Source organism: Streptomyces sp. NPDC126510 (assembly GCF_040302345.1).
Lineage (GTDB): Bacteria > Actinomycetota > Actinomycetes > Streptomycetales > Streptomycetaceae > Streptomyces.
On sequence record NZ_JBEORR010000009.1, the window covers coordinates 1 to 21,072 of the forward strand.

Below are 21,072 nucleotides of genomic sequence, written 5' to 3' on the forward strand. Positions count from 1 at the left end.
GACCGTTCCTGCGGGCGCCGGAACCACCCGCCGGGGGGGGCGGGAGACTTGAGAGTCCCCCCCCCCGCCGGGCTGTTTCACGTGAAACACGCGCTCCCGGCATCCGCCCGGACACGCAAAAATGCCCTCCGAGACCACGTTTCCGCAGTTCGGAGGGCATTTCCAAAGTGGAGCCTAGGGGAGTCGAACCCCTGACATCTGCCATGCAAAGACAGCGCTCTACCAACTGAGCTAAGGCCCCGGAAGGGGACGTCCGACCGGAGGAACCGCATCCCGGCGGGCGTCGGAGACCAGAGTACCGGGTCACCCCCGTGGTTCCGCAAAAAGATTGGGGGTCCCCGTCGTCGACCACTCTCCGTAAGATGCTCGGCGTGGTTCGCTACCGCGAACCGCCGTACATGGGGAAGCGATGGGGAGACGCAATGGACGCCGCACAGCAGGAAGCGACCGCAAGAGCGCGGGAACTGCAGCGGAACTGGTACGGGGAGCCACTGGGGGCGCTCTTCCGTAGGCTCATCGACGATCTTGGTCTCAACCAGGCTCGTCTGGCGGGGGTTCTGGGACTGTCCGCACCGATGCTGTCGCAGCTGATGAGCGGTCAGCGCGCGAAGATCGGCAATCCCGCCGTGGTGCAGCGGGTTCAGCTGCTGCAGGACCTGGCGGGGCAGGTCGCGGACGGCAGCGTGAGCGCGGGCGAGGCCACCGAGCGGATGGAGGAGATCAAGAAGTCACAGGGGGGCTCGGTGCTGAGCAACACCACGCAGACGACGAGCAGTTCGGGGGCGCCCACGGTCAAGCGCGTCGTGCGCGAAATCCAGTCGCTGCTGCGGTCGGTCGCGGCGGCGGGCGACATCATCGACGCCGCCGACACCCTCGCCCCGACCCATCCGGAGCTGGCAGAGTTCCTCCGGGTCTACGGGGCCGGCCGCACCTCTGACGCGGTCTCGCACTACCAGTCCCACCAGAGCTGACCCCACCGCCCGGGCGCCGAAGGGGGTTCGGCAGCGGGCGTGGGTGAGGTGACGGGGGACGCGTCGCGGTACGGACGGGCACGAGGGGGCGTGTTCCGTACGGGGGACCGGTCGACGCGAGGGGGACGTATCGCTCATCGGGGGACCGGGGGGTTCGGGGGAGCCGTTTCGCCTGTCGGGGAGTCGTAGTGCTCGCCGGAGGGGAAGCAAGGGGGAAAGCCGCAGGGGGAGGAGCGACGTACAGCCATGGGTGAGGTCTTCGCCGGCCGGTACGAATTGGTCGACCCGATCGGACGCGGAGGGGTCGGTGCCGTCTGGCGCGCGTGGGACCACCGTCGCCGTCGCTATGTGGCCGCCAAGGTCCTGCTCCAGAGCGACGCGCACTCGCTGCTGCGCTTCGTGCGGGAACAGGCCCTGCGGATCGATCATCCGCATGTACTCGCCCCGACCAGCTGGGCCGCCGACGACGACAAGGTCCTGTTCACCATGGACCTGGTCGCGGGCGGATCACTGGTGCACCTTGTCGGGGACTACGGCCCCCTCCCGCCGGCCTTCGTCTGCGCTCTGCTCGACCAGCTGCTGTCGGGCCTGTCCGCGGTGCACGCGGAGGGCGTCGTCCACCGTGACGTGAAGCCCGCCAATGTGCTGCTGGAGGCCACCGGCACGGGCCGGCCGCGGCTACGGCTGTCCGACTTCGGCATCGCGATGCGGCTGGGCGAGCCCCGCCTGACGGAGACCAACCTCGTGGTGGGCACGCCCGGTTATCTCGCGCCCGAGCAGATGATGGGCGCCGAACCGGACTTTCCCGCCGACCTGTTCGCCGTTGGTCTGGTCGCGCTGTATCTGCTGGAGGGCGCCAAACCGGACAGCAAGGCGCTCATCCAGTACTTCGCCGAACACGGGACGCCGGGCGCGCCCAAGGGCATTCCCGAGCCGCTGTGGCAGGTGGTGGCCATGCTGCTCCAGCCGGATCCGGAGGCGCGGTTCCGTACGGCCACGGGGGCGCGCAAGGCACTCGCCGCCGCCGCGGAGCTGCTTCCGGAGCCCGGCCCGGACGACGAGCTGATCGAGATCTTCGACCAACTGGGCCCGCTGCCGAAGGGGTTCGCGGCCGAGGGGCCACTGGAAAGAGCGAAGGGGCTGGGCCAGGGGGAGGCGCCGTCCGGGCACTCGGGGGCGAACGGGGAGCGATCTCGACACGGACGCGACGAGGGCGGGCTGTCGACACCGGACGGGCAGCGCTCCGAGCCTCACCGGCCACGCGCACAGCCGGTGCAGTCCGACCCGCGTCACACCGCCGACCCGGCCCGGCCGCCCTCCATGTCGGACACCGGCAGCTTCCATCTGCCGCCGCCGCAGCCCACCGTCACCTCGTCGCCCACGGCCGGACCGTCCCAGCCCTCCCCGGCCCACGCCCCGCACCAGCAGGCACTCGTCTCCCCCTCCGACCCCACACACCGGCTGTCCTCCGCACAGCCGCTTCCCCCGGTGTACTCCGGCGCTCCGCTGCCCCTTGCGGAGCACTACCGCACGGACGCCTCCACAGCCTCGTACACCGCCCGGACACCGACCGCCCCGCCGAGCGGCCGGGCCCCGTCACGGCACCGGGCACACCGGCCCTCCCGACCGGGGCCCCCGGCCAAGGTGGCGGTACCGCTGCTGCTCCTCGCGCTGGCCTGCTACGCCGTGGGCTTCTGGGCGCTGACCCGCATCTGAGCGATCGGGCAGCAGACGGCCCGGGCCCGGGCGAAGCAGCTCTTACGCGAGACTCCTGCGCCGGGCCACGAGGCTCCACACCCCGAGCCCCACGAGCAGTGCGCTCCCGGTGCCGATGCCGCCCACGGCGAGCGCCCTCATGGCGGTGTCATCGCCCGCGGCCACGCCCTCCGCGGCCGCCTCCCGGTCCTCGTCCGAGACCTCGAAGACACCCTTCGGCGCGGACTCCCCCGCGTACTCGGGGCCGCCCTGCGGCTCCCCGCTCACCTTCACGCGCAGCGTCATCTTGAACGGCCCGTCGCCGAAGGTGTCGGCGACGCCCTCCGAGAGGTGGGCGACGAGGTAGTAGGAGCCGGCGAAGCGCATCGCACTCACCTGCGCGGTGGCGGAGAAGCGGTTGGCGTGGTCGACCGGTGGCAGGGGAGGCAGGCTTCTGGACTGCTGGCCGCCGTTGTAGCCGACGCCCACATCGGCGACGTCACCGCGCGCGGGGTTGTAGAGGGCCAGTTCCAGCGCGTCGGACGTGTAACCGGTGGCTCCGGTGCCCGAGCTGCCGAGGTCCGCGGTGACGGCGATCTGCTGTCCCCAGTCGACCGGTACCTCGTAGAAGAGGGTCTGGCCGGGCCGGATGTCGTCCCGCCAGACTCCCTGGTCGAGGGGGGTCGCCCCGGTGAACCCCGCGCCGCCCTTGCGGTGCTCGGCCTCGCCCAGGAGCGGCTGGGGCGTGGCGGAGTTCCACACCTGGGGTGGGTTGGTCGCCCCGGTCCTCACCGTCCGCGGTTCGGTCATGGCGACGAGTTCCAGGTCCCAGGGGTCCGGTGAGGAGCCCTCGCCCTGGGGGTCGACGCGCTCGACGGACACGTAGTACGCACCGGCTTTCCTGCACAGCGGCCGGTTGGGCGAGATCTCGCGCATGCCCCACGCCGCGATGGGGTGGGGGCTGCGAGCGGTCCCGAAGGTCGTGTCGTCGACGGAGCAGGTGTTGCCCTCGGCGTCCTGCACGGTCACCTTTACCCCGTCGATGACGGAGACGGTGCTGTCGGGGGAGGGGAGGGCGGTGACGGAGACGTACGCGCTGGACGTGGCGTCGAGGTCGAGGCGGTAGTTGACCTTGCCGTCGCCCGGCAGGGAGCTCTTGTAGGCCTCGCCGGGCTTCAGGAGGTCGGCGTCCCCGGTGCTCCTCGCCCCCTGGACGCGCTGCGCGCCGTGGGCGAAGGCGTACGGGCTCGGCGTGCCGGAGGCCTGCCCCGCGGCGGCGGAGGCCTGTCCCGGCACCATGGCCGCTGTCGTCCCGAGGACCACGGCCGCGGCGCCGACGCGCACGGCCACGGGCGGACGGCCGCGCCACGCCCCCGAGCGCCGCCTCCAGGCCGTACGGCTCCGTCCCCTCACGCGCCACCCCTCACCGTCGCCGGAGCGCTCACCGTCTCCGGACCGCAATGCCGTGATCCGCGGTCCATCCTGCCGCGCCGGCCGGCTTCACGACCGGCCCTCGGCACACAAAACCCCGACCGCGAGGCGGCCGGGGTGTGCTCGGTCTGGGTTGTCGTGACTCACGAACCCGTGGGAACGGAGTCAGTCGCCTCCGTCCACAGATCCTGCTCGGCGCGATCCGCCTGGATCTGGCGGTACACGAGGAGCCCGCCGATGGCGGCCAGTGCGACCAGGAGAAGCTTCTTCACCGCGCGACCTCGTCTTTCCTTGACGTAGGGGACCTCTGGCGCCCGACTATACACACCGGCCGATACCGATCGGTGACCTGAGTCGGCACTCAACTCCCCTCCCGGGACACGGGATAGAAGCGGAGCGCGCCGCTCCGATCGGAGGGTGATCACACACCGACGGAGGGTCACTTTGACCTTCCTTAGGAGCTTTCCTCACCTTTTCACCTCTCTTGCGCCCATCCGGGTGGTGTTCATCGGAACATCGACGCGCCACGGGCGGAGGTCCACCACTTCTCGACCCTCATACACATGATGAGGAAAGTACGCAAATCGCCCGACCCGAAAGTGAGGGGCCATGGCCCGGAACAAGGTCATGAAGCTGTGGACCACCATCGTCACCGCCTTCCTCGCGCTGTGCACGACGCTCGGACTCGTCACCACGACCGCCGCCGCGGCTGTACCGCAGACCGAGCAGAAGAGCAACAGCAACGGCGCGAGCATCCCGCAGCAGCGGACGGCGGCGCCGCCGACGGTGTCCCGGTCCTCTTCAAGGGCCCTGCCCCCCACGATGAAGCAGCGCATCCGCGCCGAGGCCCACGGCAAGACCCCTCGCTGCCGGCACCGATCGTCGGCGGACACGGTGGTCTCCCCCGGCATCGACTGCACCGACGAGGACCCCGACCCCGAGGCGGACCGGCTCACGCCCCTCCAGCGCTGACCCTCCGGACAACACCCAAGCGATCTGCGTACAAAGCCCGGCAGCTCTACAGAGCGGCCGGGCTTACGCATGCCCCGGTCCGGGGCCGCGGGTCAGGGCATACCCGGTGGCCACCGGCCCGGCACCTCACACCGCCGTGCACGGCTCTTGGTGTCAGGTTGGAGATATCAAAAGAGCAGCACCTCACGTGAGGTGCTGCTCTTCGCTGTGGGGCTAACAGGATTTGAACCTGTGGCCTCATCCTTATCAGGGATGCGCTCTAACCAACTGAGCTATAGCCCCGCCGCGCTCTGCGGGGTGTGTGTCCCGCGCGCTGACTCCTGAAGATTAGCGCACGACATGGGAAGTCCCAAAATCGGTTGTCGGGGCACCGTCAGGGCAACGACGAAGGTGACGTCACTCGTCCTCGGCGAGCGTCAGCTCCACGCCGCCGACGAAGCCGGCGGACAGGTTGTAGATGAACGCGCCGAGCGTCGCGAGGGCGGTCGCCAGGACCACGTCGATGACCGCGATGACCGACGTGAACATCAGGACGTTGGGCAGCGACAGGAAAGCCTGCAGGTCGAAGCCGTTGGATTCGTTCGAGCCGGTGGCCTCGGAGATCGTGCCGCCGACCGTCGAGAACACGCCCATCGCGTCCATGACCATCCACAGCACGGCGGCCGCGACGATCGTGCAGATGCCCAGGGCGATGGAGAGCAGGAAGCTGACCTTCATCACCGACCACGGGTCGGCCTTCGCCACCCGCAGCCGCGCCTTGCGGACGCGCGGAGTGGTACCCAGCCCCGTTCGGGGACGCCGTGCGGCATCGGGTCCAGCCCCGGCCGCCGCCTGCTGCGCCGGGTAGGCCTGCGGCGGGTGGTACGGCCCGGCCTGCTGCTTGGTCTGCCGCTCCCCGGGCAGGGGCGAGGCGGTGCCCGGCTCCTGCGCGGCCGGCTGCGGCTGCGCGCCGGAGGCGGACGCACCCGCACCGCCCTTGGCCTGCTTGGTCTGCGGACCTCGGGTGTCCGTCACAGTTCCCCCCTGTGATCCATGCACGTCAGGCGACGGCTCGTCCTTGGTCGGGGACTTGATCGCCTTCAGGTTGGTCGTGTGCGGGTCCGCCGCACGCGCGGCGGAGCCACGGCCGCCCCCGTCCGTGTCCGTACCCTTGGAGGTACCGGTCGGTCCGGCGCCCGTGGCTCCGCTCACGCTGACTCACTCCTCGTGCCTACTCGGCCGAGGGCGCCTCACCCTCGTCCGTGCCGGTGGTCGCGGCGTCCTCGGCGGCCTCGTCGACGACCACATCGCCGTCGACCTCCTCCGCCTCGCGCCCCGCCTCGGCGTTGCGAGCGATGCCGACGACGGCATCGCGCTTGCCCAGATTGATCAGTTGGACGCCCATGGTGTCACGGCCGGTTTCCCTGATCTCGTTGACCCGCGTACGAATCACACCGCCCGACAGCGTGATGGCGAGGATCTCGTCGGTCTCCTCGACCACCAGCGCGCCGACGAGGGACCCACGGTCCTCGACGATCTTGGCAGCCTTGATGCCGAGGCCGCCGCGACCCTGGACGCGGTACTCGTCGACGTTGGTCCGCTTCGCGTACCCGCCGTCTGTGGCAGTGAACACGAACGTACCGGGTCGAACAACATTCATCGAGAGCAGCTCGTCGCCCTCGCGGAAGCTCATGCCCTTGACACCCGAGGTGGCACGGCCCATGGGTCGCAGGGTGTCGTCCGATGCGGTGAACCTGATCGACTGCGCCTTCTTGCTGATCAGAAGCAGATCGTCGTCTGCCGAAACCAGTTCGGCGCCGATCAGTTCGTCGTCCGAACCGTCCTGGCCCTCGCGGAGATTGATGGCGATCACACCGCCGGAACGGGGCGAATCGTAATCCTTCAGAGGCGTCTTCTTCACCAGTCCGGCCTTGGTGGCGAGCACGAGGTAGGGAACCGCCTCGTAGTCGCGGATCGCCAGGATCTCGGCGATCGCCTCGTCCGGCTGGAAGGCGAGCAGGTTCGCGACGTGCTGACCGCGCGCGTCCCGGCCGGCGTCCGGCAGCTCGTAACCCTTGACCCGGTAGACGCGGCCCTTGTTCGTGAAGAACAGCAGCCAGTGGTGCGTGGTGGACACGAAGAAGTGGTCGACGATGTCGTCTTCCTTGAGCTTCGTGCCGCGCACGCCCTTGCCGCCGCGCTTCTGGGCGCGGTAGTCGTCGGTCTTGGTGCGCTTGATGTAGCCGCCCCGGGTGACCGTGACGACGATGTCCTCCTCGGCGATCAGGTCCTCGATGGACATGTCGCCCTCGTAGGGGACCAGCGTCGTCTTGCGGTCGTCGCCGAACTTCTCGACGATCGCGGCCAGCTCGGCGCTGACGATGCCGCGCTGGCGGACCGGGGAGGCCAGGATCTCGTTGTACTCGTTGATCTTCGCCTGGAGCTCGTCGTGCTCCTGGACGATCTTCTGGCGCTCCAGGGCGGCCAGCCGGCGCAGCTGCATCTCCAGGATGGCGTTGGCCTGGATCTCGTCGATCCTCAGCAGGTCCATCAGGCCGCCGCGGGCGATCTCGACGGTGTCGCTGCGCCGGATCAGCGCGATGACCTCGTCGATGGCGTCCAGGGCCTTCAGCAGACCGCGCAGGATGTGCGCCCGCTCCTCGGCCTTGCGCAGCCGGAAGCGCGTACGGCGGACGATGACCTCGATCTGGTGGGTCACCCAGTGGCGGATGAACGCGTCCAGCGAGAGCGTGCGCGGCACGCCGTCCACCAGCGCCAGCATGTTGGCGCCGAAGTTCGTCTGCAGGTCGGTGTGCTTGTAGAGGTTGTTCAGCACGACCTTGGCGACCGCGTCCCGCTTCAGCACGATGACCAGGCGCTGGCCCGTGCGGGAGGAGGTCTCGTCGCGGACGTCCGCGATGCCGCCGATCTTGCCGTCCTTGACCAGGTCGGCGATCTTCTGGGCGAGGTTGTCCGGGTTGACCTGGTAGGGCAGCTCCGTGACCACCAGGCACTGACGGTTCTGGATCTCCTCGACCTCGACGACCGCGCGCATCGTGATGGAGCCGCGGCCGGTGCGGTACGCCTCCTCGATGCCCCGGCGGCCGACGACGAGCGCGCCGGTCGGGAAGTCCGGGCCCTTGATGCGCTCGATGAGCGCGTCGAGCAGCTCCTCGTGCGAGGCCTCGGGGTTCTCCAGGTACCACTGGGCGCCGGCGGCGACCTCGCGCAGGTTGTGCGGCGGGATGTTGGTCGCCATGCCGACCGCGATACCGGCCGAGCCGTTGATCAGCAGGTTCGGGAAGCGCGCCGGCAGGACGGTCGGCTCCTGGGAGCGCCCGTCGTAGTTGTCCGTGAAGTCGACGGTCTCCTCGTCGATGTCACGGACCATCTCCATCGACAGCGGCGCCATCTTGCACTCGGTGTACCGCATGGCCGCGGCCGGGTCGTTGCCCGGGGAACCGAAGTTGCCGTTGGAGTCGACGAGCGGCATGCGCATCGACCAGGACTGGGCGAGGCGCACGAGCGCGTCGTAGATGGAGGAGTCGCCGTGCGGGTGGTAGTTGCCCATGACGTCGCCGACGACGCGGGCGCACTTGTAGAAGCCGCGCTCGGGGCGGTAGCCGCCGTCGTACATGGCGTACAGCACACGGCGGTGGACGGGCTTGAGGCCGTCGCGGACGTCCGGCAGCGCACGCGAGACGATGACGGACATCGCGTAGTCGAGATACGAGCGCTGCATCTCCGTCTCGAGCCCGACGGGCTCGACGCGCATGGCCAGGGCGTCACCCTCGGGCGTCGTCACGGGAGTGTTCTCGTCGGTCATTGCTGGTGAAAATCCTTCCGGGTGCGGTCAGCTGAGACCGACTCAGATGTCGAGGAAGCGGACGTCCTTGGCGTTGCGCTGGATGAACGCGCGGCGGGCCTCGACGTCCTCGCCCATGAGGACCGAGAACAGGTCGTCGGCCTGGGCGGCGTCGTCGAGGGTGACCTGCCCGAGGACGCGGTGCTCCTGGTCCATGGTCGTGATGCGCAGCTCCTCGGCGTTCATCTCACCGAGACCCTTGAACCGCTGCACGGAGTCGTCCTTGATGCGCTTGCCCGCGTTGCGGCCCATCTCGATCAGGGCGTCGCGCTCACGGTCGGAGTACGCGTACTCGAAGTCGTCCTTGCCCCACTTGATCTTGTAGAGCGGCGGGCGGGAGAGGTACACGTGCCCGGCCTCGACCAGGGGCCGCATGAAGCGGAACAGGAAGGTCAGCAGCAGGGTGTTGATGTGCTGGCCGTCGACGTCGGCGTCCGCCATCAGGATGATCTTGTGATAGCGCAACTTCTCGATGTCGAAGTCCTCGTGGACCCCGGTGCCGAAGGCCGAGATCAGCGCCTGGATCTCCTGGTTCTGCAGGATCTTGTCGATCCGCGCCTTCTCGACGTTCAGGATCTTGCCGCGGATCGGCAGGATCGCCTGGTACTGCGGGTTGCGACCGGACTTGGCCGAGCCGCCGGCGGAGTCACCCTCGACGATGAAGATCTCGCACTTGGTGGGATCGTTCGACTGGCAGTCGGAGAGCTTGCCCGGCAGGGACGCGGTCTCCAGCAGGCCCTTGCGGCGGGTGAGGTCGCGGGCCTTACGGGCCGCCACGCGCGCGGTGGCCGCCTGGATGCCCTTGCGGATGATGTCCGCGGCCTCGTTGGGGTTCCGGTCCAGCCAGTCCGTGAGGTGCTCGTAGACGACCCTCTGCACGAAGGTCTTGGCCTCGGTGTTGCCCAGCTTGGTCTTGGTCTGGCCCTCGAACTGAGGCTCGCTCAGCTTGACCGAGATGATCGCCGTCAGACCCTCGCGGATGTCGTCGCCCGTGAGGTTGTCGTCCTTCTCGCGCAGCAGCCGCTTGTCACGCGCGTACTTGTTGATCAGCGAGGTCAGCGCGGCGCGGAAGCCCTCTTCGTGCGTACCGCCCTCGTGCGTGTGGATGATGTTGGCGAACGAGTACACGCCCTCGCTGTAACCGCCGTTCCACTGCATCGCGAGTTCGAGGGACAGGTTCCGGTCCTTGTCCTCCGCCTCGAGGTCGATGACGGTGGGGTGCACCAGGTCTCCCTTGCGGGAGTTGAGGTACTTCACGAAGTCGACGATGCCGCCCTCGTAGTGGTACGAGACGCTCTTGACCTCGTGCTTCTCGTCCTCGCCCGCCTCGTCCGCACCGGCCGTGGCCTTCGCCGACTCGCGCTCGTCGGTGAGGTTGATCCTCAGCCCCTTGTTGAGGAACGCCATCTCCTGGAAACGCCGCGACAGCGTCTCGAAGGAGTAGTCGGTGGTCTCGAAGATGTCCGGGTCGGCCCAGAAGATGACCGTGGTGCCGTGCTCGTCCGTGGCCTCGTGCTGGGCGAGCGGAGCCGTCGGCACGCCCAACTTGTAGTCCTGGGTCCAGCGGTAGCCGTCGGTCTTGATCTCGACGGACACCTTGGTCGACAGGGCGTTCACGACGGAGACACCCACACCGTGCAGACCGCCGGAGACCGCGTAGCCGCCGCCGCCGAACTTTCCGCCCGCGTGCAGCACCGTCAGCACGACCTCGACGGCCGGCTTGCCCTCGGACGGGACGATGCCGACCGGGATGCCACGGCCGTTGTCGACGACGCGCACGCCGCCGTCGGCGAGGATCGTGACGTCGATCGTGTCCGCGTGGCCCGCCAGGGCCTCGTCGACGGAGTTGTCGACGACCTCCTGCACCAGGTGGTGCAGGCCACGCTCACCGGTCGAGCCGATGTACATGCCGGGTCGCTTACGGACCGCGTCCAGACCCTCGAGGACGGTGATGGCACTGGCGTCGTACGAGGCGGTGACCTCGCCGTGGGAGGTGATCGCCTCGCTGCTCACGCCTTCGTCGGTGGACGGGATGTTCTCGTTGGGGTTGCCGGAATCGGCCACGAAGCGCCCTTTCTGGCACAGCACGAGCCAGGCTCGTCGGCGGGTTGCCGGAGCGGCTGCGGCATGTTGCGTTGGTAAGCCTTGATCAGCGTTGCTCAGCTTTTCCCGGACGGTCCCCACGATGGGGGCGGGATTGCTTCCAGTCTACCGGTAGCACTGACACTGATGGGGGTTTGCCGGTACCTGAGTCCGCATGTGCCGCCCTCGACGGGTCTTGTCCGACTCCCGATATACGGATGGGGGCTCCAAGAGGCTCACGGCGGCACTCAGCGCTTCCGGCCGTCAACCCTTGGCTACTTAGGAGTCAGGTCGTGATTCGCAACCGTGTGCGGGCACACGACAGGGATGGCGCCGATGCCCCAGGAGAGCCGTCGGAAGGCGTTGATGTGATGTCAGTCACGTACTGTCGACAGGTGGGAAACCGGTGCCGATCAGCCGTACGTGTCGCCCGGACCGGTGCTGCCGGGGGCGCGCAACGGGCCGTAGCGGCGGGCGGGTCCGCCGGGGCCCTGCACCTTGATCAGCTTCACCCTGCCATGGCCCAGGTCCTCGTTCAGACGCGCGACCAGCGTGGGCGCGAGCAGCCGCAGATTCGTCGCCCAGGCCGTCGAGTCGCAGCGCACGGTCAGCACCCGCTCGTCCTCGTCGTACTTCTCCGGCACACAGTGCTTGGCCACGTCCTCGCCGACGATCTGCGGCCAGCGGCCCATCACACCGCCCACGGCGGCCGGCGCCTCCCAGCCGCGTTCGGTGATCAGCCGGTTGATCGCGGACCCGAGCGCCATGGGATCGCGTCCGTCAGCGCGCGCGCCGGAGCGCAGACCGCCGCGACGCGCCTGCTTCTTCTGCTGCGCCGCGTCCCCCCGCGCGCGTGCGGCTTCCTTGGCCGCGCGCAGCGCCACACGCGCGAGGTCGACGCCGGACGTCTCCGGAGGCTTCGCGGCCCCGCCGGACGACTGAGAGGGACTCGGGACCCCGCCGGGTGTGTTTCCCGTCATACGCGCTCCACCGCCCCCTCGGACACGGCGAACCGCGTCCCGGACAGCACATGCGGGACGTCGTCGTCGACCGCGGCCGTCACCAGGACCTGCTCGCCCGGCGCGACCAGCTCGGCCAGGCGCTCACGTCGACGGGTGTCCAGCTCGGCGAAGACGTCGTCGAGCACCAGCACCGGCTCGTTGCCCTCCGCTCTGAGCAGGTCGTACGAAGCCAGGCGCAACGCCAGCGCGTAGGACCAGGACTCGCCGTGGGAGGCGTACCCCTTGGCGGGAAGCTGGCCGAGCTTGAGCTGCAGGTCGTCCCGGTGCGGGCCGATCAGGGTGACGCCGCGCTCGATCTCCTGCTTGCGGGCCTCGGCGAGCGCCGCCATCAACTGCTCGAAGAGGTCCTCGCGGGTGTGGGCCTCGCCGGGCGCGGACGGCTTGTACTCCAGCGCGATCGGGCCGCCGCCGGGCGCGAGTTGCTCGTAGGCCTTGTCGGCCAGTGGCTGGATCGTCGCGATCAGGTCCAGCCGCTGGGCGAGCAACTCGGCTCCCGCGCGCGCGAGATGCTGGTCCCACACGTCCAGCGTGGACATGTCCATCGTGCGACCGCCGTGCCTGCGGGCCAGCGCGGCCGACTTCAGCAGGGTGTTGCGCTGCTTGAGGACCCGGTCGTAGTCGGAGCGGACCCCGGCCATCCGCGGGGAACGCGCGGTGATCAGCTCGTCGAGGAAACGGCGCCGCTCACCGGGGTCGCCCTTGACCAGCGCGAGATCCTCCGGCGCGAACAGCACGGTCCGCACGATCCCCAGCACGTCACGCGGCCTGACCTGCGAGGACCTGTTGATACGGGCCCGGTTGGCGCGCCCCGGATTGAGCTCCAGCTCGACCAGCTGCTGCCGTTCGCCCTGACGGACCTGGGCCCGGATGATCGCGCGTTCGGCGCCCATGCGGACCAGGGGCGCGTCGGAGGAGACCCGGTGGCTGCCGAGGGTGGCGAGATAGCCGACGGCCTCGACGAGGTTGGTCTTGCCCTGCCCGTTCGGCCCGACGAAGGCCGTCACCCCGGGGTCGAGCGGGACCTCGACCCGGGGGTACGAGCGGAAGTCGGCCAGCGACAGATGCGTGACGTGCATGGTCGTTTCGCCGACCTCCCCGGACGGTTGTGGACTGCGGTGCAGCCCTGTGGACTACTTCTCGGCTGGGCTACTTCTTCTCGACCGCGTGGCCGCCGAACTGGTTCCGCAGCGCCGCGATCATCTTCATCTGGGGCGAGTCCTCCTGGCGGGAGGCGAACCGCGCGAACAGCGACGCGGTGATCGCCGGCAGCGGCACCGCGTTGTCGATGGCGGCCTCCACGGTCCAGCGTCCCTCGCCGGAGTCCTGTGCGTAACCCCGCAGCTCGTCCAGGTGCTCGTCCTCGTCGAGCGCGTTGACCGCGAGGTCGAGCAGCCAGGAGCGGATGACCGTGCCCTCCTGCCAGGAGCGGAAGACCTCCCGGACGTCGGTCACGGAATCGACCTTCTCCAGGAGCTCCCAGCCCTCGGCGTAAGCCTGCATCATCGCGTACTCGATGCCGTTGTGGACCATCTTCGCGAAGTGGCCCGCACCCACCTTGCCGGCGTGCACCGAGCCGGAGTCGCCCTCCGGCTTGAGGGCGTCGAAGACCGGCTGCACCTTGGCGACGTTCTCCTTGTCGCCGCCGTACATCAGCGCGTAGCCGTTCTCCAGGCCCCAGACGCCGCCGGAGACGCCGCAGTCGACGAAACCGATGCCCTTGGCCGCCAGCTCCTCGGCGTGCTTGACGTCGTCGGTCCAGCGGGAGTTGCCGCCGTCCACGACGACGTCGCCCGGCTCCAGCAGCTCGGCGAGCCGGTCGATCGTGGTCTGCGTGGCCTCGCCCGCGGGGACCATCACCCAGATCACGCGCGGTCCGCTGAGCTTGCCCACAAGCTCTTCCAGGCTGTGGACATCGGCGAGGTCCGGGTTGCGGTCGTATCCGAGGACGGTGTGACCTGCGCGGCGGATCCGCTCGCGCATGTTGCCGCCCATCTTGCCGAGGCCGACGAGACCGAGCTCCATCAGTTGTTTTCCTTAGGTTCTGCGACGTGGCGTGGCGGCACGTGCGTACCGCGAGGCACTTTCGTACCCGCGTCCGAGCCTAAACCCGGACGCTCGCGCACATCTGTGGGCATACGCGCTCAGTCGTAAGCCCTCACCTGCGGGTTTGTCCTCAGCCTGTGGACAGACGCCGGTGATCCCCAGCCAGACCACGGTGCCGCGGGGCGGGCTCAGCCGCTGAGGCGCACCGGCATGATCAGGTACTTGTAGGCGTCGTCCGCCTCGGCGTCCAGCGCCGGCCTGCCGCTGAGCAGCGCGGGCTTGGTGGACGTCGTGAACGACAACTGGGCCACCGGGGAGTCGATGGCACTCAGGCCGTCCAGCAGGAACGTCGGGTTGAAGGCGATCGAGATGTCGTCGCCCTCGAGCTGGGCGTCGACCCTTTCCACAGCCTGTGCGTCGTCGCTGGAACCGGCCTCCAGGATGAGCACGCCCTGCTCGAAGCTGAGCCGCACCGGGGTGTTGCGCTCGGCGACCAAGGCCACACGCTTGACGGCCTCCACGAAGGGGGCGGTCTCGATGACGGCGACGCTGTTGAACTCCGTCGGGAACAGCGTGCGGTACTTCGGGAGGTCACCCTCGAGCAGGCGGGTCGTCGTACGGCGGCCGGCGCCCTCGAAGCCGATCAGGCCCTCGCCGGAACCCGAGCCGGACAGCGCAAGGATCACCTGGTCGCCGCTCGTCAGGGCCTTGGCGGTGTCCAGGAGCGTCTTGGCGGGAACCAGGGCGACCGCGGAGGCCTCCGGGTTCTCCGGCTTCCACAGGAACTCGCGGACCGCGAAGCGGTAGCGGTCGGTGGACGCCAGCGTGACCGTGTCGCCCTCGATCTCGATGCGCACACCGGTGAGGACGGGCAGCGTGTCGTCGCGGCCGGCCGCGATGGCGACCTGGGCGGCGGCGGAGGCGAAGACCTCGCCGGGGACCGTGCCCGTCGCGTTCGGCATCTGGGGCAGGGCCGGGTACTCCTCCACAGGCAGGGTGTGGAGTGTGAACCGGGACGAGCCGCAGACCACGGTCGCCCGTACACCGTCTGTGGAGATCTCCACCGGGCGGTTGGGCAGGGCGCGGCAGATGTCCGCGAGCAGGCGGCCGGAGACCAGGACCGTGCCCTCCTCCTCGACCTCGGCCTCCACGGAGACCCGCGCGGAGACCTCGTAGTCGAAGCCGGACAGGCTCAGCTGGCCTTCCTCGGCCTTCAGCAGGAGGCCGGCGAGGACAGGCGCCGGCGGACGGGCCGGGAGGCTGCGTGCCGCCCAGGCCACTGCCTCCGCGAGTACGTCGCGTTCCACCCGGATCTTCACTGTTGCCGCCTCCTGCTGTTGCCGGCGCTTCTCGCTCTGCCTGGCCCTCGTCGTCTGTCTCGGTGCCGACTGGTCCCTGTGAGGGGAGGACACCGGGACCAGTCTGACGCACGGCACTGACAGTAGGTGCCTCTCGGGGTCAAGTCGTGACGAGGGGCAGTCGGGCACCGAAGAGCGAGTTGTGCACAGGACCCCCTTCGAAACGGATTCCCAGCTCTCTCTAGTCGGGAGTAGTAGTAGGGGCTGTGGATACCGTGGATAACCCCGTTTGCCCAGCTCAGAGCGGCAATTTTGTCCACGGGCCCTGTGGGTGGAGGCGGTGGACAACCGGGCGCATCTGTGGAGAACAGAAAGTTCTGCACACGCCGTGCACAGGGGGAGGCGAGTTCTCCCCAGCGCCGTCCCCAGCTTTACCCACGTTTCCCACAGCCCAACCCGGCACCTTCGTGTGACGCCTTTCACTCGACCCGGTGAGGAGGCGCGTCGCGTTGCCGAACAGTGGACAGGCATGTGGAGAAGCAGCCGATCGCTGGGGACAACCGCTCCCAGCCTGTGGGCGGCCGGTGGACAACTCGATGCACAGCCTGTGGATCATCTCGTCGTCCACAGTCTGTGGAGATCCTTCGTCCACCAATCCACAAGCACCTGAGCTGGTCTGATGGTCTTTCAACAGTGGCGGCTGTGGACACGATCTGGACAACTCCCCGGTCCCCAGGATGTGGACGGCAGAAAGTCCCCGAATCTGTGGAGAGAGGCCGTAACCCGGCGAGTAATCGAACAGTGGGTTGCGAGCGGGTGGCTGGAGACGGGAGCCGATGCTCCGCACGGGGGCGGCTCTGAGGCCCGCGATGGGGCTCAGGAGCCCCCGGAAAGGGCTGCCGCTGCGCCCACCCGCGCCGCCCCAGCGGCTCCCGGGCATGAAAAAGGCGCCCCTCGAAGGTTCGGGGGGCGCCTTCAGCGGCGTACCGCCGTCGCCGTCAGCCGTTCTTGATGCGGTTGGTCAGCTCCGTGACCTGGTTGTAGATGGAGCGGCGCTCGGCCATCAGATTGCGGATCTTGCGGTCCGCGTGCATGACCGTGGTGTGGTCGCGCCCGCCGAACAACGCCCCGATCTTGGGAAGGGACAGGTCCGTCAGCTCACGGCACAGATACATGGCGATCTGCCGGGCGGTGACGAGGGCGCGGCCGCGCGAGGTGCCGCACAGGTCCTCGACGGTCAGCCCGAAGTAGTCCGCCGTCGCGCCCATGATGGCCGTCGAGGTGATCTCGGGGGCCGAGTCCTCGCCGCCGGGGATGAGGTCCTTCAGGACGATCTCCGTCAGCCCCAGGTCCACCGGCTGCCGGTTGAGCGAGGCGAACGCCGTGACCCGGATCAGCGCGCCCTCCAGCTCACGGATGTTCCGCGAGATCCGGGACGCGATGAACTCCAGCACCTCCGGCGGCGCGTTCAGCTGCTCCTGCACGGCCTTCTTGCGCAGGATCGCGATCCGCGTCTCCAGCTCGGGCGGCTGGACGTCCGTGATCAGTCCCCACTCGAAACGGTTCCGCAGCCGGTCCTCCAGGGTCACCAGCTGCTTCGGCGGCCGGTCGGAGGACAGCACGATCTGCTTGTTGGCGTTGTGCAGCGTGTTGAAGGTGTGGAAGAACTCCTCCTGCGTCGACTCCTTGTCCGCGAGGAACTGGATGTCGTCGACGAGCAGGATGTCCATCTCCCGGTACCGCTTGCGGAAGCTGTCGCCCTTGCCGTCGCGGATGGAGTTGATGAACTCGTTGGTGAACTCCTCCGAGCTCACGTACCGCACCCGCGTGCCCGGGTACAGACTGCGCGCGTAGTGCCCGATCGCGTGCAGCAGGTGGGTCTTGCCGAGCCCGGACTCCCCGTAGATGAACAAGGGGTTGTAGGCCTTCGCCGGCGCCTCGGCCACCGCGACCGCGGCCGCGTGAGCGAAGCGGTTGGAGGCGCCGATGACGAAGGTGTCGAAGAGGTACTTCGGGTTCAGACGGGCGGTCGGCTCACCCGGGCCGGTCGCCGGTGCGGGCTGCGCGGCCAGCGGGCCGGGCGCACCGGTCGTCGGCAGGTTCGGACCGACCGGGCCGCCCCGGTGGACGTGGCCCGAACCGGCGGGCGGCTCGGGCAGCTCCCGGCGCACCGCGTCGCGCTGGTCGTAGTCGCCGCGTGACGTGTCGTAGTCGGAGCGCGGCTGCTCGTAGGAGGGGCGCTCCATGGACTGCGGGCGGTAGTCCTGGGAGGGCGGGCCGTAGGAGTCCTTGGACGCCTTGGACCCGTATGTGTCGTGGGAACCGGAGCCGTAAGGGGCTTGTGGGTTGTACGAGTCCTGGGAGCCGTACGAGTCCTGCTGCGGTGACGCGTACGGGTCACGCTCGGGGAAGCCGAGGCGCTGCTGCTGCCAGCCGTACTCCTCCTGCTGCGCCGGCCGGGGCCAGGAGCCGGGCTCGGGGCGCTGGTATTCGGACGGATACGCGGGACGTGCCGTCGGAAGCTGGTCTGCGCGCGTAGGGGGAAGCTGGTCGCCGGCCGGCCCGGGCGCCTGGTCGGCGCGGTGGCGTCCGTACCCCTCGTACCCGTCGCGGTCCTGGCGGTCGTACCCGTCGCGGTCCTGGCGGTCGTAGCCGTCACGCTCCGGACGGTCGTAGCCATCGCGCTCCGGGCGGTCGTACGCGTCACGCTCGGGGCGGTCGTAGCCATCGCGCTCCGGGCGGTCGTACCCGTCGCGCTCCTGGCGGGCGGAGGGGAGCTCGGGTTCCTCGTAGCGCTGCTGGGGGCGGGCCGGGGGCGCCGGCGGGGCGGGGGGCTCGCCCGCGGAGTCGTCGACGGTGATCGCGATGCGGATCGGGCGTCCGCACTCGCGGCTCAGCGTCTCGCTGACGATCGGCGCAAGCCGGCCCTCCAGTACGCCCTTCGCGAACTCGTTCGGTACGGCGAGCAGCGCGGTGTCCGCGACCAGGGCGAGCGGCTGGCACCGCCGGATCCAGTGCTCGTCCTTCCCCTCGACCCCTTGGCCGCGGCCCTCCCCGAGGAGCTGCTCCAATACGCGTGGCCACACTGCGGCAAGATCGGCAGGTACGTCAGCCACAGGGCACGCTCTCTCACAGGTCCCACGAACGTGTGGTTCTGGGACGGCTTGGGATGTCATCCGGGTGGGTGGGCGGGAGGAAACCCGCCGGGGCAGGGATAAGGGAACGAATCGGAGTTCCGCCACGGTAGTCAGCGTGGCCGGTACGGTTCAAGTTGTTGTCCCCAGCCTGTGGACAAGTGTCTCCTGGCGACTCCCGGTTTGACCGGATGGCGTAGCCGCGCGTACCGTAACCAGGTCGAGTTGTCGATGGCTGCTGCCGCCTGCCTCCGATGGGCACAGATCATTTGGGTGATCGGTCAGCGGTGCACTCGGGCGTAACTGCGAGCTACTCGTGGGCGCACGGTGACAGCCAGGACGGCACCCCGCAACTACCGATTTCTTCTGGAGCCCCCGAGTGAGCAAGCGCACCTTCCAGCCGAACAACCGTCGTCGCGCGAAGACCCACGGCTTCCGCCTGCGGATGCGTACCCGTGCCGGTCGCGCGATTCTCGCGAACCGCCGCAGCAAGGGTCGCGCCAGCCTGTCCGCCTGATCCTGATCAGGTCATGACGTCGTGCTGCCTACCGAGCATCGGCTGAGGCGGCGCGAGGACTTCGCGACCGCGGTACGACGAGGACGCCGGGCCGGACGCCCACTCCTCGTCGTCCACCTACGTAGCGGTTCCACGGACCCGCACGCGCCTGGGGAGAGCGCTCCCCCGACGCGTGCGGGTTTCGTCGTGAGCAAAGCCGTGGGTGGCGCGGTCGTGCGCAACAAAGTGAAGCGCAGGCTTCGCCACCTGATGCGCGAGCGAGTCGCCCAGCTGCCCCCCGGTAGCCTGGTAGTCGTACGAGCGCTGCCCGGATCGGGCGACGCCGACCATGCACAGCTGGCCCGAGACCTGGATGCCGCTCTCCAGCGGTTGCTGGGAGGGGGCGCGCGATGAAGTACCCGCTGCTGGCTCTGATCAAGCTCTACCAGTGGACGATCAGTCCGCTGCTGGGGCCGGTCTGCAAGTACTACCCGTCGTGCTCCCACTACGGCTTCACGGCCATCGACCGGCATGGTGCCATCAAGGGAACGGCACTCACGGCCTGGCGCATCCTGCGGTGCAATCCGTGGTCGCTGGGCGGTGTGGACCATGTCCCGCCGCGCAAGCGCCCGCGGTGGCACGAAATGCTGCGCAACGCGTGGCATGCACGCAAGGGCGGGCCCTCCGCCGTCGGACCGGCCACCGAGGGACGGACTTCTCCCACCAGTCCGTCGAGTCCTTCGGGCCCGGCCGCAGAGACACCGTCCCATGCCCAAGGAGCATGATTAGTGGACACGATTGCCAGCCTCTTCAGCTTTATCACCACACCCGTCTCCTGGGTCATCGTCCAGTTCCACTCGGTGTACGGCGCCCTCTTCGGCCCTGACACCGGCTGGGCCTGGGGCCTGTCGATCGTGTCCCTGGTGATCCTGATCCGCATCTGCCTGATCCCGCTCTTCGTGAAGCAGATCAAGGCGACCCGGGCCATGCAGACGCTGCAGCCCGAGATGAAGAAGATCCAGGAGCGCTACAAGAACGACAAGCAGCGTCAGTCCGAAGAGATGATGAAGCTGTACAAGGAGACGGGCACCAACCCGCTCTCCTCGTGCCTTCCCATCCTGGCGCAGTCCCCGTTCTTCTTCGCCCTGTACCACGTGCTCAACGCCATCGCCTCGGGCGACACCATCGGCGTGATCAACCAGAGCCTGCTGCAGAGCGCGCAGAAGGCGCACATCGTCGGTGCGCCGCTGGCGGCGAAGTTCACCGACAGCGCGTCGAAGGTGGAGGCGCTCGGTGCCTCCCTGACCGACGTCCGCGTGGTCACCGCCATCATGATCGTCATGATGTCGGCGTCGCAGTTCTTCACCCAGCGCCAGCTGATGACGAAGAACGTCGACACCACGGTGAAGACCCCGTTCATGCAGCAGCAGAAGATGCTGATGTACGTCTTCCCGGTCATGTTCGCCGTCTTCGGCATCAACTTCCCGGTCGGTGTCCTCGTCTACTGGCTGACCACCAACGTGTGGACCATGGGCCAGCAGATGTACGTCATCCACAACAACCCGACCCCGGGTTCCAAGGCCCAGGCCTCGTACCTCGACCGCCTGACCAAGCACGTCACGCAGCACGACAAGGTCAGCAAGCGACGCGACCGGGCCATCGTCAAGGCGATCGTCGCCAAGGGCCGCGACCGCAACGAGTTCGAGCGCAAGTTCATCAACGGCCTGAGCAAGGCCGGCCTTGCCGCACAGGCCGACGGCACTGTGATCAAGAGCGACACCGCGGCCGCAGCCCAGGCCGAGGACGGTACGCCGACCACCGCCGTCGGTACTCCGAAGCGCCAGCAGCCCAAGCGGCAGAGCAAGTCGCAGCGCCAGCACGGCGTGGCCGGAGGTGCGAAGGCGGCCGATGAGAACGAGCCGAAGACGTCGCTGACCAAGTCCGGCGAGCCCGAGGACGCCAAGCCCGCCACCGCTGCCAAGAAGGGCGGCGCGAAGCCCGCCGGCGGTACCCGCAGCAAGGCCCAGTCCGGACAGCGCAAGGGTCCGCAGCGGCCCAAGTCCCCGTCCAAGAAGTAAGAAGGA

At 68.8% G+C, this 21,072-nt stretch carries 17 protein-coding genes and 2 tRNA genes; 7 read left to right on the top strand and 12 right to left on the bottom strand.

Features of this window, described 5'->3' with window-relative positions; genetic code table 11:
* Positions 1–168 precede the first annotated feature (168 nt).
* Positions 169–241 (bottom strand) — tRNA-Ala (locus ABTX60_RS14100).
* 181 nt (positions 242–422) lie between these two features.
* Here ABTX60_RS14100 and ABTX60_RS14105 point away from each other — a divergent pair.
* The gene (locus ABTX60_RS14105; protein ID WP_053670162.1) at positions 423–971 is read left to right on the top strand and encodes a helix-turn-helix domain-containing protein; all 549 of its coding nucleotides are present in this window, start codon (positions 423–425) and stop codon (positions 969–971) included.
* Between the two features lie 246 nt (positions 972–1,217).
* A complete protein-coding gene (locus ABTX60_RS14110) occupies positions 1,218–2,687 on the top strand; it encodes a serine/threonine-protein kinase (RefSeq protein WP_352097331.1) in 1,470 nt (489 codons plus the stop codon).
* A 42-nt stretch (positions 2,688–2,729) separates the two neighbouring features.
* On the opposite strand, the gene ABTX60_RS14115 is transcribed toward ABTX60_RS14110, so the two are convergent.
* Both ABTX60_RS14115 and ABTX60_RS14120 read right to left on the bottom strand, forming a co-directional pair.
* Entirely contained in the window at positions 2,730–4,079 is a 1,350-nt protein-coding gene (locus ABTX60_RS14115; protein ID WP_352097332.1) for a hypothetical protein, read from the bottom strand.
* A 161-nt stretch (positions 4,080–4,240) separates the two neighbouring features.
* Positions 4,241–4,369 (bottom strand): DLW-39 family protein, encoded by a 129-nt coding sequence (locus ABTX60_RS14120; protein ID WP_003999697.1) that lies wholly within the window; start codon positions 4,367–4,369, stop codon positions 4,241–4,243.
* A gap of 337 nt (positions 4,370–4,706) precedes the next feature.
* Here ABTX60_RS14120 and ABTX60_RS14125 point away from each other — a divergent pair, with 337 nt between their 5' ends.
* Positions 4,707–5,069 carry a DUF6344 domain-containing protein gene (locus ABTX60_RS14125; RefSeq protein ID WP_352097333.1) on the top strand — a complete coding sequence of 121 codons (363 nt, stop codon included), beginning with the start codon at positions 4,707–4,709 and terminating at the stop codon, positions 5,067–5,069.
* A gap of 208 nt (positions 5,070–5,277) precedes the next feature.
* Here ABTX60_RS14125 and ABTX60_RS14130 read toward each other — a convergent pair.
* From ABTX60_RS14130 to dnaA, 9 genes are all read right to left on the bottom strand, one after another.
* Positions 5,278–5,351, bottom strand: a tRNA-Ile gene (locus ABTX60_RS14130).
* Between the two features lie 114 nt (positions 5,352–5,465).
* Positions 5,466–6,260 (bottom strand): DUF3566 domain-containing protein, encoded by a 795-nt coding sequence (locus tag ABTX60_RS14135; RefSeq protein ID WP_352097334.1) that lies wholly within the window; start codon positions 6,258–6,260, stop codon positions 5,466–5,468.
* A gap of 19 nt (positions 6,261–6,279) precedes the next feature.
* Positions 6,280–8,874: a DNA gyrase subunit A gene (gene gyrA / locus ABTX60_RS14140; protein WP_352097335.1), complete on the bottom strand. Its 2,595-nt coding sequence runs from the start codon at positions 8,872–8,874 to the stop codon at positions 6,280–6,282.
* Between the two features lie 42 nt (positions 8,875–8,916).
* Positions 8,917–10,977 (bottom strand): DNA topoisomerase (ATP-hydrolyzing) subunit B, encoded by a 2,061-nt coding sequence (gene gyrB / locus ABTX60_RS14145; protein WP_352097336.1) that lies wholly within the window; start codon positions 10,975–10,977, stop codon positions 8,917–8,919.
* 431 nt (positions 10,978–11,408) lie between these two features.
* Complete coding sequence (locus tag ABTX60_RS14150; RefSeq protein WP_352097337.1) at positions 11,409–11,975, bottom strand: DciA family protein; 567 nt, start codon at positions 11,973–11,975, stop codon at positions 11,409–11,411.
* Positions 11,972–13,093 carry a DNA replication/repair protein RecF gene (gene recF, locus ABTX60_RS14155; protein WP_352097338.1) on the bottom strand — a complete coding sequence of 374 codons (1,122 nt, stop codon included), beginning with the start codon at positions 13,091–13,093 and terminating at the stop codon, positions 11,972–11,974. The genes ABTX60_RS14150 and recF overlap by 4 nt, the downstream gene beginning before the upstream one ends.
* A 70-nt stretch (positions 13,094–13,163) precedes the next feature.
* Positions 13,164–14,039, bottom strand: coding sequence for a phosphogluconate dehydrogenase (NAD(+)-dependent, decarboxylating) (gene gnd, locus ABTX60_RS14160; protein ID WP_104779130.1), 876 nt, complete (start codon positions 14,037–14,039; stop codon positions 13,164–13,166).
* A gap of 209 nt (positions 14,040–14,248) precedes the next feature.
* Positions 14,249–15,379, bottom strand: a complete 1,131-nt coding sequence (dnaN, locus tag ABTX60_RS14165; RefSeq protein ID WP_352097339.1) for a DNA polymerase III subunit beta — start codon at positions 15,377–15,379, stop codon at positions 14,249–14,251.
* Between the two features lie 977 nt (positions 15,380–16,356).
* Positions 16,357–18,474 (bottom strand): chromosomal replication initiator protein DnaA, encoded by a 2,118-nt coding sequence (dnaA, locus tag ABTX60_RS14170; protein WP_352097340.1) that lies wholly within the window; start codon positions 18,472–18,474, stop codon positions 16,357–16,359.
* 397 nt (positions 18,475–18,871) lie between these two features.
* Between dnaA and rpmH the strand changes: the two genes are divergently transcribed.
* From rpmH to yidC, 4 genes are read left to right on the top strand one after another with little or no spacing between them, the layout of a single operon-like run.
* Positions 18,872–19,009 carry a 50S ribosomal protein L34 gene (rpmH, locus tag ABTX60_RS14175; protein ID WP_005482975.1) on the top strand — a complete coding sequence of 46 codons (138 nt, stop codon included), beginning with the start codon at positions 18,872–18,874 and terminating at the stop codon, positions 19,007–19,009.
* A 21-nt stretch (positions 19,010–19,030) separates the two neighbouring features.
* The gene (gene rnpA / locus ABTX60_RS14180; protein WP_078615240.1) at positions 19,031–19,402 is read left to right on the top strand and encodes a ribonuclease P protein component; all 372 of its coding nucleotides are present in this window, start codon (positions 19,031–19,033) and stop codon (positions 19,400–19,402) included.
* The gene (gene yidD / locus ABTX60_RS14185; protein WP_352097341.1) at positions 19,399–19,773 is read left to right on the top strand and encodes a membrane protein insertion efficiency factor YidD; all 375 of its coding nucleotides are present in this window, start codon (positions 19,399–19,401) and stop codon (positions 19,771–19,773) included. The genes rnpA and yidD overlap by 4 nt, the downstream gene beginning before the upstream one ends.
* A 3-nt stretch (positions 19,774–19,776) precedes the next feature.
* Positions 19,777–21,066: a membrane protein insertase YidC gene (yidC, locus tag ABTX60_RS14190; protein ID WP_352097342.1), complete on the top strand. Its 1,290-nt coding sequence runs from the start codon at positions 19,777–19,779 to the stop codon at positions 21,064–21,066.
* Positions 21,067–21,072: the final 6 nt, after the last annotated feature.